Annotated in this window: 15 protein-coding genes; all 15 read left to right on the forward strand. The window is 70.3% G+C overall.

All coding sequences use genetic code 11. From position 1 onward, the window contains the following. The first annotated feature begins 270 nt into the window (after nt 1-270). The 15 genes from QH470_RS28540 (at nt 271) to QH470_RS28610 (ending at nt 16,824) form a co-directional block, all read left to right on the forward strand. On the forward strand, nt 271-1,854 hold the full coding sequence (locus QH470_RS28540; protein ID WP_425302803.1) for a UDP-N-acetylmuramoyl-L-alanyl-D-glutamate--2,6-diaminopimelate ligase: 1,584 nt from the start codon (nt 271-273) through the stop codon (nt 1,852-1,854). After that, nucleotides 1,851-3,338 (forward strand): UDP-N-acetylmuramoyl-tripeptide--D-alanyl-D-alanine ligase, encoded by a 1,488-nt coding sequence (locus QH470_RS28545; protein ID WP_280275449.1) that lies wholly within the window; start codon nt 1,851-1,853, stop codon nt 3,336-3,338. The genes QH470_RS28540 and QH470_RS28545 overlap by 4 nt, the downstream gene beginning before the upstream one ends. Next, complete coding sequence (mraY, locus tag QH470_RS28550; RefSeq protein WP_187684008.1) at nt 3,335-4,411, forward strand: phospho-N-acetylmuramoyl-pentapeptide-transferase; 1,077 nt, start codon at nt 3,335-3,337, stop codon at nt 4,409-4,411. Before QH470_RS28545 ends, mraY begins: the two co-directional genes overlap by 4 nt. A gap of 49 nt (nt 4,412-4,460) precedes the next feature. Then, a complete protein-coding gene (murD, locus tag QH470_RS28555) occupies nt 4,461-5,909 on the forward strand; it encodes a UDP-N-acetylmuramoyl-L-alanine--D-glutamate ligase (RefSeq protein WP_280275479.1) in 1,449 nt (482 codons plus the stop codon). Further along, nucleotides 5,906-7,396, forward strand: coding sequence for a putative lipid II flippase FtsW (gene ftsW, locus QH470_RS28560; protein ID WP_280275450.1), 1,491 nt, complete (start codon nt 5,906-5,908; stop codon nt 7,394-7,396). The genes murD and ftsW overlap by 4 nt, the downstream gene beginning before the upstream one ends. After that, a complete protein-coding gene (gene murG / locus QH470_RS28565; RefSeq protein WP_280275451.1) occupies nt 7,393-8,574 on the forward strand; it encodes an undecaprenyldiphospho-muramoylpentapeptide beta-N-acetylglucosaminyltransferase in 1,182 nt (393 codons plus the stop codon). Before ftsW ends, murG begins: the two co-directional genes overlap by 4 nt. A gap of 38 nt (nt 8,575-8,612) precedes the next feature. Continuing rightward, entirely contained in the window at nt 8,613-10,058 is a 1,446-nt protein-coding gene (gene murC, locus QH470_RS28570) for a UDP-N-acetylmuramate--L-alanine ligase (protein ID WP_280275480.1), read from the forward strand. Continuing rightward, nucleotides 10,055-10,759: a cell division protein FtsQ/DivIB gene (locus QH470_RS28575; protein WP_280275452.1), complete on the forward strand. Its 705-nt coding sequence runs from the start codon at nt 10,055-10,057 to the stop codon at nt 10,757-10,759. Before murC ends, QH470_RS28575 begins: the two co-directional genes overlap by 4 nt. A gap of 358 nt (nt 10,760-11,117) precedes the next feature. Then, nucleotides 11,118-12,344 carry a cell division protein FtsZ gene (ftsZ, locus tag QH470_RS28580; protein ID WP_280275453.1) on the forward strand — a complete coding sequence of 409 codons (1,227 nt, stop codon included), beginning with the start codon at nt 11,118-11,120 and terminating at the stop codon, nt 12,342-12,344. Nucleotides 12,345-12,525: 181 nt separating this feature from the next. Beyond that, nucleotides 12,526-13,260, forward strand: a complete 735-nt coding sequence (gene pgeF, locus QH470_RS28585; protein ID WP_280275454.1) for a peptidoglycan editing factor PgeF — start codon at nt 12,526-12,528, stop codon at nt 13,258-13,260. Nucleotides 13,261-13,444: 184 nt separating this feature from the next. Continuing rightward, entirely contained in the window at nt 13,445-14,194 is a 750-nt protein-coding gene (locus QH470_RS28590) for a YggS family pyridoxal phosphate-dependent enzyme (protein ID WP_280275455.1), read from the forward strand. Nucleotides 14,195-14,383: 189 nt separating this feature from the next. Then, nucleotides 14,384-15,175 (forward strand): cell division protein SepF, encoded by a 792-nt coding sequence (locus QH470_RS28595; protein WP_280275456.1) that lies wholly within the window; start codon nt 14,384-14,386, stop codon nt 15,173-15,175. A 125-nt stretch (nt 15,176-15,300) separates the two neighbouring features. Further along, nucleotides 15,301-15,597 (forward strand): YggT family protein, encoded by a 297-nt coding sequence (locus QH470_RS28600; protein ID WP_280275457.1) that lies wholly within the window; start codon nt 15,301-15,303, stop codon nt 15,595-15,597. Between the two features lie 79 nt (nt 15,598-15,676). Then, nucleotides 15,677-16,507, forward strand: coding sequence for a DivIVA-like cell division protein Wag31 (wag31, locus tag QH470_RS28605; protein WP_280275458.1), 831 nt, complete (start codon nt 15,677-15,679; stop codon nt 16,505-16,507). Nucleotides 16,508-16,620: 113 nt separating this feature from the next. Next, on the forward strand, nt 16,621-16,824 hold the full coding sequence (locus QH470_RS28610; protein ID WP_280275459.1) for a hypothetical protein: 204 nt from the start codon (nt 16,621-16,623) through the stop codon (nt 16,822-16,824). The last annotated feature ends 207 nt before the right edge of the window (nt 16,825-17,031 follow it).

The following is a 17,031-nucleotide window of genomic DNA, read 5'->3' on the forward strand; positions in this document are numbered from 1 at the left end:
CGCGTGCCACGCGGTCGCCGCATGCCTCCCGAACGGGTCGGACGGGATGCGCCAGGTGTGCTCCGCAGCCTGCCCGGACGGCGGTGGCAACCCGTGGAGCAGGCTCGGAACCCGTTCCGGCACCGGGAACAGGACCGGTGACCGAGCCGGGCGGACCGAACCGGTATGGCCGGGAACCCGCAGCGTCGGCCTGGCGGTAACCTGACACGTCGATCCGATCCGTTCCGGGGGAGACGGCACCGCAGAACCGCATACATCGAGAGGAGCTTCGTGCCCGTGCAGCCCAGCCCGCAGGTCCTGCGTCCCGCGGCGCCGCCGTCCACCGCGCTGCGAACGGTCGTCGAGCTCACGGGCGCGCGCCCGAGTCGCGATCTCGCCGACATCGCGGTCACCGGCATCGAACAGCGGTCGAACGCCGTGCGGCCGGGCGATCTGTTCGCCGGTCTCGCCGGGGCGCGGGCGCACGGCGCCCGATTCGCCGCCGCCGCTGTCGAACAGGGTGCGGTCGCGGTGCTCACCGATCCCGCAGGGGCCGAACAGATCGGCGCGCTGGATGTGCCCGTGCTGGTCCACGACGATCCGCGCGCGGTCCTGGGCGAGCTGTCGGCGGCGATCTACGGCAATCCGTCGCAACGGTTGCAGGTCCTCGGCATCACCGGCACTTCCGGCAAGACCACCACGGCGTATCTGGTGGAGGCGGGCCTGGCCGCGGCCGGCCGGCAGACGGCGCTGATCGGCACCATCGAGACCCGCATCGGCGGCCGCCGGGTGCCGAGCGCGCTGACCACGCCCGAGGCGCCGCAGCTGCACGCGATGTTCGCGCTGATGGTCGAGCAGGGCGTGCAGGTCGTGGTGATGGAGGTGTCCAGCCACGCGCTGGTTCTGGGCCGGGTCGACGGGGTGCGGTTCGCGGTGGGCGCGTTCACCAATCTGTCGCAGGACCACCTGGACTTCCACGCCGACTTCGAGGACTATTTCGCCGCCAAGCGGCGACTGTTCGAGCCCGAGTCGCCGGTGGCCGCCCAGCAGTGCGTGATCTGCGTCGACGACGCGTGGGGCCGCCGCCTGGCGCGCGAGGTGGGCGGCCGCACGCCCGTGGTCACCGTGGCGACGGCGGCGAGCCCGACCGGTGAGGCCGCCCCCGACTGGCTCGCGCTCGGTGCGTCGGCCGACGGCGGCGAGCAGACCTTCACCGCCGCCCGGCAGGACGTGAAAATCCCGGTGCGACTGCGGCTTCCGGGCAGCTACAACATCGCCAACGGCCTGCTGGCGGTCGCGGTGTGCGAGGCGGCGGGCGTCGACGCGGCGACCGCGGCGGCGGCGCTGGCGCACGTGGACGTGCCGGGCCGGATGCAGCGCGTCGACCGGGGCCAGGACTTCCTCGCCGTCGTGGACTACGCGCACAAGCCCGCCGCGGTGGAGTCGGTGATCGCGACGCTGCGCGAATACATCAAGGGTTCCGGCGGGCGGCTGGCCGTGGTGGTGGGTGCGGGCGGCGACCGCGACGCCGGGAAGCGCCCGCTGATGGGCGCCACCGCGGCCCGCGGCGCCGATCTGCTGATCATCACCGACGACAATCCGCGCAGCGAGGATCCGGCGGTCATCCGCGAGGCGATTCGCGGTGGCGCGCTGGGCATCGCGGAGGCCGAACGCGGCGAGGTCGTCGAGCTCGGCGACCGCGCCGCGGCGATCACCGCCGCCGTGGACTGGGCCCGACCGGGTGACGTCGTGCTGGTGGCGGGCAAGGGACACGAGACTGGGCAGGAGATTGCGGGTGTGAAGTATCCGTTCGATGACCGCGAGGTGCTGGCGGAGGCCCTTTCACGGAAAGCGAAGGACCTGACGGTTTCATGATCGAGATGACTCTGCGGGAGATCGCGGACGTCGTCGGCGGCACGCTGCACGATGTACCCGACCCCGCGGTGACGGTGACCGGTGCGGTCGAATTCGATTCGCGCCGAATCAATTCCGGCGACCTGTTCCTGGCGATGCCGGGCGAGCACAGCGACGGCCACGACTTCGCGGCCGCCGCGGTGGCCGCGGGCGCGGTGGCGGTGCTGGCGGCGCGCCCGATCGGTGTGCCTGCGATCGTGGTGACGCCCGCGGGCGCCGCGCCGAGCCGCGCGATGGCGCTGGCACACGACCGCGACGGTTCCGGCGCGGCCGTGCTGGCGGCGCTGGCGAAGCTGGCCCGGGCGAACATCGACCGGCTGGTGGCGGGCGGGCTGACCGTCGTCGGCGTGACGGGATCGTCGGGCAAGACCTCCACCAAGGATCTGCTGGCGAGCGTGCTGGCCCCGCTGGGCCCGGTCGTCGCCCCGCCCGGTTCGTTCAACAACGAACTGGGCCACCCGTGGACGGCATTGCGTGCCGACGCCGCGACCCGGTTCCTGGTGCTGGAGCTGTCCGCGCGCGGACCCGGGCACATCAAGGCGCTCACCGAGACCGCCCCGCCGACCATCGGCGTGGTGCTCAATGTCGGCACCGCGCATCTGGGCGAGTTCGGCAGCCGCGAGGCCATCGCGCAGGCCAAAGGCGAACTGGTGGAGGCGCTTCCGCCGTCCGGCGTCGCGGTGCTCAACGCCGACGACCCGAACGTGGCGGCCATGGCGAGCCGCACCGACGCCCGGGTGGTGACCGTCGGCCAGTCGACCGGCGCCGACGTCCGGGCCACCGACGTCGCCCTCGAGGGCGACGCGCGGGCCCGATTCACCTTGCACGCCAAGGGCTTCCAGGTGCCGGTCCGGCTGGCCGTGCACGGCGAGCACCAGGTCGGCAACGCGCTGTCGGCCGCGGCCGTCGCGCTGGAGTGCGGCGCCGACCCCGAGACGGTGGCGCGAGCGCTGTCGGGCGCGCGGATCGCCTCGGCGCACCGGATGGACGTGCGCACCCGCGCCGACGGCGTCACCGTCGTCAACGATTCCTACAACGCCAACCCGGATTCGGTGCGCGCGGCGCTCAAGGCGCTGGTGAGCATGGCCAAGGAGACCGATCGCCGGACCTGGGCGGTGCTCGGCGAGATGGCCGAGCTGGGCGAGGAATCGGTCATCGAACACGACCGCATCGGCCGGCTGGCGGTGCGCCTGGACGTCGATCGGCTCATTGTCGTCGGCACCGGGCGCCCGGCGCACGCGCTGCACCAGGGTGCGGTGATGGAAGGTTCGTGGGGTGAGGAATCGGTCCTCGTCCCCGATATCGAGGCCGCGATCGCGGTGCTGGACGACGAGATCGCGGCGGGTGATGTGGTGCTGGTGAAGGCGTCGAACTCGGCCGGGCTGTGGGCGGTCGCGCAACACCTCATCGCGGCTCCCGGGGCAGGCACGGAGGCGGCGGTATGAGACAGATCCTGTTCGCGGCGGCGATCGCCCTGGCGGTGTCGATCCTGTTGACGCCGTTGCTGATCCGGATGTTCGCCCGGCGCGGTTTCGGCCAGGAGATCCGCATCGACGGGCCGGAGAGCCATCAGGCCAAGCGCGGCACCCCCACCATGGGCGGCGTGGCGATCCTGGTCGGGTTGTGGGCCGGGTACTGGGGTTCGCACCTGATCGGCATCGGGTACGAGGCCGAGGGGCCGACCGTCTCGGGCCTGCTGGTGCTGTCGCTGACCACGGCGCTGGGCGCGGTCGGCTTCATCGATGACTTCATCAAGCTGCGCAAGCAGCGCAATCTCGGGCTCACCGCGGCGGGGAAGTATCTCGGGCAGCTGTCCGCCGCGGTCATCTTCGGCGTGCTGGCGTTGCAGTTCCCGGGCGCGAACAAGCAGACCCCGGCCAGCCGCCACCTGTCCTACGTCCGCGACATCACCACGGTGTCGATGGGTGTCATCATCTTCCTGGCCTTCGTCTGCCTGGTGGTGGTCGCCTGGTCGAACGCGGTGAACCTGACCGACGGACTCGACGGACTGGCGGCGGGGTCGATGAGCCTGGTGCTGGGCTCCTACGTGATCATCACCTTCTGGCAGTACCGCAACGCCTGCTCGACGCACGCCGAGGCGGGGTGCTACAACGTGCGCGACCCGCTGGACCTGGCCCTGGTCTGTGCCGCCGGAGCGGCCGCATGCATCGGATTCCTGTGGTGGAACGCGGCTCCCGCCAAGATCTTCATGGGCGACACCGGCTCGCTGGCGCTGGGCGGCCTGCTCGCCGGGCTGTCCATCACCACGCGCACCGAACTGCTGATGATCGTGATCGGCGCGCTGTTCGTGGCCGAGACCGCGTCGGTGGTGCTGCAGGTCGCGGTGTACCGCACCACCCGGAACCGGTTGTTCAAAATGGCGCCGTTCCACCACCACTTCGAACTCAGCAAATGGGCAGAGACTACGGTGATCATTCGGTTCTGGTTGCTCGCGGCCATAGCGTCGGCAGTCGGACTGGGATTGTTCTACAGCGAATATCTCTCTCAGGTCGGGTAAAGCAGCGATGGTCGAACACACTCCGCGGGCCCTGCGTTCACCGGGCCCCATGCTCGAATTCCTGCGTGGCCGTGACGTTCTCGTCGCGGGATGGGGGGTGTCGGGCAGGTCGCTGATCGAGCCGCTGCGCGATATCGGGGCCCGGCCCGTGGTCACCGACGCCGGTGAGAAGGCGATGGCCGAGGCCGCCGAACTGGGACTCACCACCGCCACCGGCGACGAACTGCTCGAGCCCGCGGCGCTGGACCGGTTCGCGCTGGTCATCACCAGCCCGGGCTGGCGGCCGGACTCGCCGGTGCTGGTCTCGGCGGTCACCGAGGGCATCCCGGTCTGGGGCGATGTCGAATTCGCCTGGTGGGTGGATCAGGCCCGGCTGTACGGCCCGGCGCGCAAGTGGCTGGTGATCACCGGCACCAACGGCAAGACCACCACCACCCAGATGACCCACGCGATCCTGCGCGCGGCCGGTATCCCGAGCGTCGCCTGCGGCAACATCGGCCTGCCGATCCTGGATGCGTTGCGGCGCAACCCCGGTCCGCAGGTGCTGGCCGTGGAGCTGTCGTCGTTCCAGCTGCACTGGGCGCCGTCGGTGCGCCCGGAGGCCGGCGTGGTGCTCAATGTCGCCGAGGACCACCTGGATTGGCACGGCGGCCTGGACGCCTACGCCGCCGCCAAGGCGCGGGCGCTGACCGGCCGCGTCGGCGTGGTCGGCCTGGACGATCCGGTGGCCGCCGCGCTGGCCCGAAAATCCAAGGCGCGCCGCACCGTCGGCTTCCGGATCGGCGTGCCCGCCGACGGCGAACTCGGCGTGGTCGACGGCAAGCTGCTCGACCGCGCGTTCACCAAGGCGGCGATCCTCGCCGAGACCGGCGACATCAGCCCGGCCGGCCCGGCCGGCGTGGCCGACGCCCTGGCCGCGGCGGCGCTGACCCGGTCCATCGACGTGGCACCGCAATTCGTCAAGGAGGGCCTGCAGGAGCACAAGGTGGGCCCGCACCGCGCCGCGCTGGTGCGCGAGCTGGTCGGGGTGACCTTCGTCGACGACTCCAAGGCCACCAACCCGCACGCCGCGCGCTCCTCGATCCTGGCGCATCCGCAGGTGGTCTGGCTGGCCGGTGGTCAGCTCAAGGGCGCGCACATCGACGATCTGGTCGAAGAGGTCGCGGATCGGCTCGTGGCGGCCGTGCTGTTCGGGCAGGACGCCCCGGTCGTCGCCGCGGCGTTGGCGCGACACGCGCCCGATGTCCCCGTGGTCGAGCTGGGTTCGGGTGACGATGCTGTGATGGGTGTGGAACTCACGTCCGAGATCGATGGAGCGGACGCGGTGATGGCGCGGGCGGTGCGGCTCGCCGCCGGTTACGCCCGCCGCGGGGACACGGTGCTGCTGGCGCCCGCCGCGGCCTCGCTCGACATGTTCGCCGACTACACCCAGCGGGGACGCAGTTTCGTCGCGGCGGTGCAGGCGCTCGACGAGGAAGATATCGGGAGCCCGCAGTGACCGAAAAGGCGCGCAAGCCCACCGCAACCTGGTTCGGTGCCTGGCTGGCGCGCCCGCTGGCCGACTTCCATCTGATCGTCACCATCGCCGCCCTGCTGACCACGCTCGGGCTGGTGATGGTGCTGTCGGCGTCCAGCGTCGAGTCCTACGCCGACGGCGGGTCGGCCTACAAGCTGTTCATCCAGCAGGCGCTGTTCGCGGCGATCGGCGCGGTGCTGTTCTATCTGGCGCTGCGATTACCGCTGCGGCGGCTGCGGCAGCTGTCGTTCCCGCTGTTCGCCGGGTCGGTGCTGCTGCTGGTGCTGGTGCTGATTCCCGGCATCGGCTCGCAGGTGCAGGGGTCGCGGCGCTGGTTCGATCTCGGGTTCGCCTCGGTGCAGCCGTCGGAGGTCGTGAAGGTCACGCTGATCATCTGGGGCGCACATCTGCTCGCGGCGCGGCGCTCGGAGCAGGCGAACTACAAAGAGATCATGGTGCCGCTGGTGCCGGCCGGTCTGCTGGCGTGCCTGCTGGTGGTGCTGGAGCCGAACCTGTCGACGACCATCGCGCTGGGCCTGATCCTGGCTGCGCTGCTGTGGTTCGGCGGGCTGCCGGTGCGGCTGTTCGTGACCATCGCGGTGTCCGGCGTGATCGCCGCGGGCGTGCTGGCGCTTTCCGCCGGGTATCGCTCCGACCGGATGCGCGCGTTCTTCAATCCCGGCGACGATCCGCAGGGTATCGGCTATCAGGCGCGCCAGGCGCTGTTCTCGCTCGCCGACGGCGGCATCTGGGGCCGCGGGCTCGGGCAGAGCCGCGCCAAGTGGAGCTATCTGCCCAACGCGCACAACGACTTCATCTTCGCGATCATCGGCGAGGAACTCGGATTCCTCGGCTGCGCATTGGTTCTGGGCCTGCTGGCGCTGTTCGCGCACACCGGGCTGCGGATCGCGAGCCGCTCGGTGGATCCGTTCCTGCGGCTGCTCACCGCGACCGCGACCTTCTGGATCACCGGGCAGGCCCTGATCAACATCGGCTATGTGGTGGGGCTGCTCCCGGTGACCGGTCTGCAGTTGCCGCTGGTGTCGGCGGGCGGGTCGTCCTTGGCCATCACGCTGCTGATGTTCGGCATCATCGCCAGCGCCGCCCGGCACGAACCCGAGGCGGTGGCGGCGCTGCACGCCGGACAGGACGGCCGGATGAGCCGCTTGCTGCGGCTGCCCAGGCCGGAGATGTACTCCGCGGCGCGGGCCCAGGCCGCGCGCGGCCGCTCGGGTCTGCGCGCCGCGCCGCCACGGCGCGAACTGGCCCCGGGCGACCGGCGCGGCAGCGGTCGGCGGGGTGGTTCGGAACCGCCGCAGCGCCGCTCGATAGATTCGGATTCCGCCCGGCGCCGGGCGGCGGATACGGGCCGGCGCGAGAGCCGCACGACGAGTTCGTGGCGCTCGACGCGCGCCTGGGAACCGAGCTATCCGATGACACATGCGAGAGAACGGGGTAATTCGAGGTGACAACCGGCGGGAGCGTCAGGTCCGAGACGGAAAGACCTGGGGGACGGGCACTCTCGGTGATAGTCGCGGGCGGGGGCACCGCCGGCCATATCGAACCCGCGATGGCGGTCGCCGACGCGCTGCGCCGAGTGGACCCCTCGATCCGGATCACCGCGCTGGGCACCGCACGCGGATTGGAGACCGCGCTGGTCCCCGAACGCGGATATCCCCTCGAACTGATTCCGCCGGTGCCGTTGCCGCGCAAGCCGTCCGGCGATCTGCTGCGGCTGCCCGCGCGGGTGCGGTCGGCGGTGGCGCGCACCCGCGCGGTGATCGAGGAGGTCGAGGCGGACGTGATCGTCGGTTTCGGCGGCTATGTCGCGCTGCCCGCGTATCTCGCGGCCGGGCGCGGTGTTTCGCTCGGGAGTGCCCGGCGGCGGTCCGTGCCGGTGGTGGTGCACGAGGCGAACGTCAAGGCGGGCATCGCGAACAAGGTGGGCGCGCGTCGCGCCGCCCGGGTGTTGGCCGCGGTGGCGAATTCCGGGGTGCGGGCGCGGGGACGCGGCGACGCGGAGATCGTGGGAATCCCGGTGCGCGAGACCATCGCGACCCTGGACCGGGCGGCGCTGCGCGCGGAGGCCCGCGCCCATTTCGGGTTGCCCGCCGAGGGGCCGGTGCTGCTGGTGTTCGGCGGTTCGCAGGGAGCGCGACGGCTCAACGAGGCGGTGTCGGCCGCCGCGACGCAGCTGACGGCGGCGGGGGTGTCGGTGCTGCACGCGCACGGACCCAAGAACACCCTGGAGATCACGGGTGTCGATCCGCAGGGCGCGGCGAAGTATGTGGCGCTGCCCTATCTGTCTCGAATGGACCTGGCCTACGCCGCCGCCGACGCGGCGGTGTGCCGATCCGGCGCCATGACCGTGGCCGAGGTGTCGGCGGTCGGCCTGCCCGCGTTCTACGTCCCGCTGCCACACGGCAACGGCGAACAGGAACTCAACGCCCGCCCGATCGTGGCCCAGGGTGGTGGCAGAATTGTGCCGGATTCGGAACTGACCGCGAAATACGTGATCGACGAGGTGATTCCGCTGCTCACCGATCCGGGGCGGCTGTCGGGCATGGCGGCCGCGGCCGCCGGGGCGGGCCATCGCGAGGCCGCCGACACGGTGGCGCGGATTGTGGTGGAGGTGGCCGGCCGGTGACGGAACAGGAACTACCGCCGCTGCTGCGGCGCGTGCACATGGTCGGCATCGGCGGCGCCGGGATGTCCGGCATCGCCCGCATCCTGCTCTCGCGCGGCGGCGCGGTCTCCGGATCCGACGCCAAGGAGAGTCGCGGCGTGCTCGCACTGCGGGCCCGCGGCGCCCAGGTGCGCATCGGACACGACGCCTCCGCCCTCGATCTGCTCCCCGGCGGCCCGACGGCGGTCGTGACGACCTACGCGGCCATCCCCAAGACCAATCCCGAACTGGTGGAGGCGAAGCGGCGCGGGGTGCCCGTGCTGCTGCGCCCCACCGTGCTCGCCGAGCTGATGCGCGGCCATCGCACGCTGCTGGTGTCGGGCACCCACGGCAAGACCTCGACCACCTCGATGCTGGTGGTCTCCCTGCAGCACTGCGGTCTCGACCCGTCCTTCGCGGTCGGCGGCGAGCTGAACGAGGCCGGGACCAACGCCCATCACGGCAGCGGCGGTTTCTTCGTGGCCGAGGCCGACGAATCCGACGGCTCGCTCCTGCAGTACGACCCGGACGTCGCTGTCGTCACCAATATCGAATCCGACCACCTGGACTTCTTCGGTTCCGACGAGGCCTACGTCCAGGTCTTCGACGATTTCGTGGCGCGATTGCGGCCCGGCGGGCTGCTGGTGGTGTGTCTGGACGATCCGGGCTCGTACGCGCTGGCCGAGCGGGTCGCCGCGCGGCAGGCCGCCGGGGACCTGGATATCCGCGTGCTCGGCTACGGTTCCGGCGAGCTGCCCGGCGCGCCCGTTTCGGCCGGTGCGCGGATGCTGTCGTGGGAGCCGCGCGATGTCGGCGGCGTGGTCACCTTCCAGTTCTCCGACGAGCCCGCGCCGCGCACGCTGCGGCTGGCGGTGCCCGGCCGCCACATGGCGTTGAACGCGCTGGCCGCGCTGCTGGCCGCCCGCGAGACCGGGGCCGCGGTCGACGAATTGCTGCAGGGCCTGGAGGGTTTCGGGGGAGTGCACCGGCGGTTCCAGTTCGTCGGCCGCGAGAACGGGGTGCGGGTGTTCGACGACTACGCCCACCATCCCACCGAGGTGCGTGCCGTGCTCGGCGCCGCCGCCGAACTGGTGCGGCAGGAGGCCGCCGACGGCGCCCGCTCGCGCCAGGGCCGGGTGATCGTGGTGTTCCAGCCGCACCTGTACAGCCGTACCGCCACCTTCGCCACCGAATTCGGCGCCGCGCTCGACCTGGCGGACGAGGTGGTGGTGCTCGATGTCTACGGCGCCCGCGAGGAGCCGCTGCCCGGCGTCAACGGCGCGCTGGTCGCCCAGGCCGTCGGCAAGCCGGTGCACTATCAGCCGGACATGTCGCGGGTCGGGCGTCAGGCCGCGAGCCTGGCCCGCCCCGGCGACGTCGTGATCACCATGGGCGCGGGCGACGTGACCATGCTCGGGGGACAGATCCTCGACGGGCTGCGGGTGCGGCCGCCGGCGGGACGGTGAGCGGCGGGCGGATCGGCGGCGCGGACCGGCTGCGCGAGTTGCCGGTCCGGCGAATTGTGCTGTGGGGCTTGCCCGTAGTGGCGCTGCTGATCGTCGCGATAGCCGTCGCCTATTTCACGCCGGTTTTCTCGGCGCGCACCGTGCGCATCGAGGGCCTCGTGACTGTTCCGGAGGAGCAGGTGCGGGAGGTGGTGCGAATTCCCGAGGGACGATCGATGTTGCGCATCGATACCGACGCGGTGGCGCGGCGGGTGGCGGGCATTCCGAAGATTCATTCCGCTCGCGTGCAACGAGAGTTTCCGGGAACCGTGCGGATCACCGTCGAGGAGCGCACTCCGGTGCTGTTCTACGACAGCCCGCAGGGCTCGCATCTGCTCGACGTCGACAGCGTCGAATACGCGGTCGAACCGCCGCCCCCGGGCGTGCCGAAGCTCTCGACCGATCATCCGAGTGGTAGCGACCCGGTCACTCGGGCGGCGGTGGCGGTGCTCGACGCCGCTCCGCCGGCGCTGCGCGCGCAGGTGGGAGAGGTTGTGGCACGGTCGGTTTCGAACATCGAACTGAATCTCACCGACGGGCGCACCGTACTGTGGGGTGGTGCGGACGATTCGGCGCGCAAGGCCGCGGTGGTGTTGCCGGTGCTGACGCGGCCGGGCACGGTGTTCGACGTGTCCAGCCCCGATCTGGTAACGGTAAAGTGAGTGATACCCGTTGTGCCTTCGGTGTTTTCGGTGACTGTCACCGGCAGCCGCCGAAATTCCGCGGGCACCGGGAACGATTCGCGGCGCACGGAGCGGCCGTTCGCGATACGATGCGGGGCGGGCTCGGACGAGACGGATCACACAAGATTCTCACGCTCGTTTCGGCGCGCCTGCGCGCGGATTGCGGCGGGTGCGAATAGCGTTCCGCAGCAGTCGGATACTTGACATAACGCTAACCCTATTGTTGAGGTTTAGGGTTTGCCCGATCGAAAAGCCCGGGTTAGCTCGAACCGAACGGTCGGTGTTCTGCCGAGAATCCGAAAACGACAGGCTTTAGATCGAAGGAAGGCGAGAGCCCATGACGCCCCCGCACAACTACCTTGCAGTGATCAAGGTCGTCGGTATCGGCGGCGGCGGCGTGAATGCCGTCAACCGGATGATCGAACAGGGACTCAAGGGAGTCGAGTTCATCGCGGTCAATACGGACGCGCAGGCGCTGCTGATGAGTGACGCGGACGTCAAGCTGGACGTCGGCCGCGAGCTCACCCGCGGTCTGGGCGCCGGTGCGGATCCGGAGGTGGGCCGCAGGGCCGCCGAGGACCACAAGGACGAGATCGAAGAGGTGCTCAAGGGCGCCGACATGGTCTTCGTCACCGCCGGCGAGGGCGGTGGCACCGGTACCGGCGGCGCCCCCGTGGTCGCCAGCATCGCCCGCAAGCTGGGCGCGCTGACCATCGGCGTGGTGACGCGCCCGTTCTCGTTCGAGGGCAAGCGCCGCAGCAACCAGGCCGAGAACGGCATCCAGGGGCTGCGGGAATCCTGCGACACGCTGATCGTGATCCCCAACGACCGACTGCTACAGCTGGGCGATGCCGCGGTCAGCCTGATGGACGCCTTCCGTTCCGCGGACGAGGTGCTCCTCAACGGTGTGCAGGGCATCACCGACCTGATCACCACCCCGGGCCTGATCAACGTCGACTTCGCCGACGTCAAGAGCGTCATGTCGGGTGCCGGGTCGGCGCTGATGGGCATCGGATCCGCACGCGGCGAGGGCCGTTCGGTGAAGGCCGCCGAATCGGCGATCAATTCGCCGCTGCTGGAGGCGTCGATGGACGGCGCCCACGGGGTGCTGCTGTCGATCGCGGGCGGTTCGGATCTCGGTCTGTTCGAGATCAACGAGGCCGCCTCGCTGGTGCAGGAGGCCGCGCATATCGAGGCCAACATCATCTTCGGCACGGTGATCGACGATTCGCTCGGTGACGAGGTGCGCGTGACGGTCATCGCCGCCGGTTTCGACGGCGGCACCCCGTCTCGGCGCATCGACTCCTCCGGCCGTTCCACCATCGGCTCGGCCCGTGCGGGCGAGATCGGCCAGACCGCGACGCGCAGCAGCACCGACTTCGGATCCACCCGGTCGACGGAACCGGCCCCGGCCGCCGCGCCCGTGCAGCGCGGCCCCGCGCCCTCCTACGAGCCCCGCCCGGCGAGCGATCCGACGGTCGCGCACAACTCCCGCACGCACATCCAGCCCCCGGACGAGGACACCGACGACGACGTGGACGTGCCCTCGTTCATGCGGCGCTAGCCCTTCGATCCCGGCACCGCTCCGCCGATCCACACACCCGCTCCGGACCCCGGAGCGGGTGTGTTCGTGTCGGCGACCTGTCCGGACCGGACACCGGTTCGTGGCGAGTCGCATCCGGCTCGCGGGAGCGGGTCGGCGCACGTGGGATGGTTGCCGCGGCGTGGCTACTAACCTCAGGGGTATGACGACTGTTTCGGTCCGGACCCGGCGGGTGACCACCACGCGCGCCGGTGGCTTCTCGCGGGCGCCCTACGACTCGTTCAATCTCGGCGACCACGTCGGCGACGATCCGGAGGCGGTGCGGCGCAACAGGTTACGACTGGCCGAGGGCATCGGGCTGCCGCCGGAGCGGCTGGTCTGGATGGAGCAGGTGCACGGGCGCAACGTCGAGCTGGTGGACGGTCCCCGCCCGGAGCCGGTGCCGGTGACCGACGCGCTGGTCACGACCGTGCCCGGCTTGGCGCTGGTGGTGCTGACGGCCGACTGCGTGCCCATCCTGCTGTCCGACGACGAGGCCGGGGTGATCGCGGCCGTGCACGCCGGCCGGATGGGCGCGCGCATCGGCATCGTGCCACGGGTACTGGAGGTCATGGTCGGCGCGGGCGCGAGACTCGAACGGGTGGGGGCGTTCCTGGGCCCCGCCGCGAGCGGACGGCAGTACGAGGTCCCGGCGGCCATGCGCGACGATGTGGCGGCCCACCTGCCGGGCAGCGCCACGACCACCGCGAAGGGCACCCCCGGCCTCGATCTGCGCGCGGGCATCCGCCGTCAACTCGAGGAGGCCGGTGTCGGCGCCGTCGCCGTCGACCCGCGCTGCACCATCGAGGACCGGACACTGTTCAGCCACCGTCGCGGCGCGCCCACCGGCCGCATCGCGGGCGTCATCTGGATGGAGTCCGCGGGTTCATCGGAATAAGGGCGGTACCACCGGTTGCCCGCGGCAACGCGATATCACTGGCTGCCCCACCGCAACGCGATATCACTGGCTGCCCCTTCTTTTAGGGGCATCATCGAAGGTGATTCCGTGAAATAGGCGGAAAATGGACAATCGACACGCCCGGCACATTCGTGATCCGTTTCGCATTCGAGGGAGTTGTTCTATGACGGCCGAATCCGGCACCGCCGCCGCGGAATCCGTCCGGGCCACCGAACTGTCGAGGGCCCTGGCCGAGTTGACGGAGCGGATCGAATCCGCGAGCCGAGCGGCGGGGCGGGATCCGGGCGAGACCACGTTGCTTCCGGTAACGAAATTCTTCCCGGCGTCGGATATCGAGCACCTATATGCCCTGGATAGACGGGAATTCGGGGAGTCACGCGAGCAGGAGGCGTCGGCGAAGGCGGCCGACCTGCAACGGCTTTCGGGCTTGCGCTGGCACATGATCGGCCGCCTGCAGCGCAACAAGGCGAAATCCGTCGCCCGCTGGGCCCATGCCGTGCACTCGGTGGACAGCGAACGGCTCGCCGCGGCGCTGGACAGCGGGACCGCCGCGGCGCGCGAGGCCGGACAGCGCGACACGCCGCTGCGGGTCCTACTCCAGGTCAGCCTGGACAGCGATCCGACCCGCGGCGGTGTCGCCCCGGATGACCTGCCGCGCCTGGCCGAACAGGTGGCCCAGACGGAGCACCTCGGATTGGCCGGATTGATGGCGATTCCGCCGCTGGACGCCGATCCCGAGCCCGCGTTCGCCCGCCTCGCCGAGCTGCACGCCCGGCTGCGTGCGGACCATCCGGAGGCCACCGAACTGTCCGCCGGCATGTCCGGTGACCTGGAGATCGCAATCCGACACGGTTCCACGTGCGTGCGTGTCGGTACCGCCTTGATGGGCGCTCGACCGATAACCTCGGGATAGCAAACAAACCTCATCAGTCACATTCGAAACATTATGCTGGGGACTGACGAGAACTGAGCAGGACTTCAACACCCCACGCCAACCGGGTGCCGTAGGAAGGTCGACCAGGATGAGCGAGCGCAGCGAGCGAGATGTCAGCGCAGCCACGAGCGTGCTCGTGCTGGGGTCGAGTGCAAGCGAGGTGAAGGCATGAGCACGCTGCACAGGTTCAAGGCGTACTTCGGCATGGTTCCGCTCGAGGAATACGAAGACGATTACGTCGACGACCGCGGCCCTCGGGGGATCGAGGACCGAAGCGCGCGCCGGCCGCGCGACTTCGGCGAATCCCGTTACGACAGTGGTCGTTCCCGGTTCGGTGACGACCGCTACGACGACGAGCCCGGCTACGCGGAGCCGTCGTACAAGGCGCCCTACCGGCCCGGCTACACCGTCGCCCGCCGCGACGACTACGTCGAGGACTCCTACGCCGACGACCGGTACGAACCGCCGCGCCGTCCCACACGCATCGACGCCGGTCCGTCCGGCCGTGGGCGGGGGATGGACCGGCTCGGCGGCGGCACGCCGATGGTGCGCGGCACCACGCACGGCGCGCTGGCGGTCGACCCGGAGGTCGAGCGCCGGATGGAGGAGCGGCGACTGGAGGAACAGGCCCGTTTCGAGCCGGCACCGCGCCGCGCGCCGGTGTTCGAGGACGGAGGCCCCTTGTCCAAGATCACGACGCTGCGCCCGCGGACCTACGCCGAGGCCGCCATCATCGGTGAGCGTTTCCGCGACGGCACGCCGGTGATCATGGACCTGGTCGAGATGAGCAACGCCGACGCCCGCCGCCTGGTCGACTTCGCCGCCGGCTTGGCGTTCGCGCTGCGCGGCTCCTTCGACAAGGTCGCGACCAAGGTGTTCCTGCTCTCACCGGCCGACGTCGACGTATCGGCCGAGGAGCGCCGCCGGATCGCCGAAACCGGCTTCTACAACCAGAAATAGCGTTGCCGCCGGGGAGTCGCGTCGCGGCCGCGCCCCCGGTCGACACGCCGCGATCGGGGGAGTGACGCCGCGGTCCGACGGCGCGGGGAGTTTGCAGGACACCGATTCTGAGGCAAAGTGGTCACGTGGCCTTGTTCCAGGTGCTGTATGTACTCCTGTTCCTCTTCTGGCTGTTGTTGATCAGCCGAGTGATCGTCGAGTTCATCCGCAACTTCGCGCGTGACTGGCATCCGCGTGGCGTAGTTGCCGTCGTCCTGGAGGTGATCTTCACGATCACCGACCCACCGGTGAAACTCCTGAGGCGCTTGATACCGCCGGTGAACCTGGGTGGAATTCGCCTCGATCTGTCGATTATGGTGCTGCTTTTCATCGTGTTCATCTTGATGTCGGTGACCAGTAGGCTCGGGCAGCCGGTCACCTAGGTGTGACAGAATGGGCCGAGAACAATAGCTTGCCAGATCTACCGCTAGATCTCCGTACGAAGCGTGAAGGGATCCTTCCATGCCGCTGACCCCAGCCGATGTGCACAACGTCGCGTTCAGCAAACCGCCGATCGGGAAGCGCGGCTACAACGAGGATGAAGTCGACGCCTTCCTCGACCTGGTCGAGCAGGAGCTCTCACGCCTCATCGAGGAGAACGCCGACCTGCGCCAGCGGGTTGCCGAGCTGGATTCCGAGCTGGCCGAGGCCAAGAAGGCGCCGCGCCCGGCGCCGCAGGCCGTGAAACCGGCTCCGCCGCAGCCCGAACCGCCCAAACCGGTCCCCGTGCCGCCGCCGGCGCCGGTCGTGCAGGCCGCCCCGCCCTCCTCGCCGAAGGACGCCGCGGACGCGAACCTACAGGCCGCGAAGGTGTTGAGCCTGGCGCAGGAGATGGCCGACCGGCTCACCAGCGACGCCAAGACCGAGGCCGAGAACCTGCTGTCGAACGCGCGGGCAAATTCGGAGCGACTGGTCAGCGATGCCCGCACCCGGTCCGAGGGCATGATCGCCGAGGCGCGCCAGAAGGCCGAGTCCATGCTCTCCGACGCGCAGACCCGCTCGGACAACCAGCTGCGTCAGGCCAAGGAGAAGGCCGACGCCCTGCAGGCCGACGCCGAGCGCAAGCACACCGAGATCATGGCGACGATCACCCAGCAGCGCAGCGTGCTGGAGAGCCGGATCGAGCAGCTGAAGACCTTCGAGCGGGAATACCGGGTGCGGCTGAAGTCTTACCTGGAGTCGCAGCTCGAGGAGCTGGAGAACCGTGGTTCGGCGGTTCCGGTGGACGGCGGCGACACCTTCGACGGCGCCAACAACCACGCGCCCGCGTCGTTCGCCCAGGGCGGCAAGTAGTTTCGTTCCGTTCGGATTTCCGCCGGCTCCGCGGCTGTGCCGGATTCGGGGGTGCCGTGCTGTCGTGTGGTACGCAAGCTCGTCGAGCCACCTGGCCCGCGTAGGGGGTGACCATGCTCGTCCTGACGCTCGTCCTGGCCGCCATCGGATTCGCCCTGCTGGTGACGGCGCTGACCACCGGCTCGGTGATCTGGGCCTGGGGGTGCATCGTGGTGTGTGTCGTCGGCGCCGTGCTGCTGCTGGTGAGCGCGCTGTCGATGCGCGACTCCGACGACGACGATCAGTCCTCGCGTCCCGGTCGCCACGCCCGGCGATGAGCATGGGGGACGGGCCACGCCGATGGGGCCCGGAAATAACATTGCCCACGCTGGCTACAATCAAACCTGAACATCGGCACTGATCCGGCGATCACCGGGGAGCCTTCGGAAGAACGGCATCGGCCGCGGCCTACGGCCCGGTCCCGGAGCTCAGTAGAACCGAACGGGTGAGCCCGTCACAGCTCACGACGAGAGGTCTCGGCGCGG

It is taken from the genome of Nocardia wallacei (assembly GCF_029868745.1).
Taxonomy (GTDB): Bacteria; Actinomycetota; Actinomycetes; order Mycobacteriales; family Mycobacteriaceae; genus Nocardia; species Nocardia wallacei_B.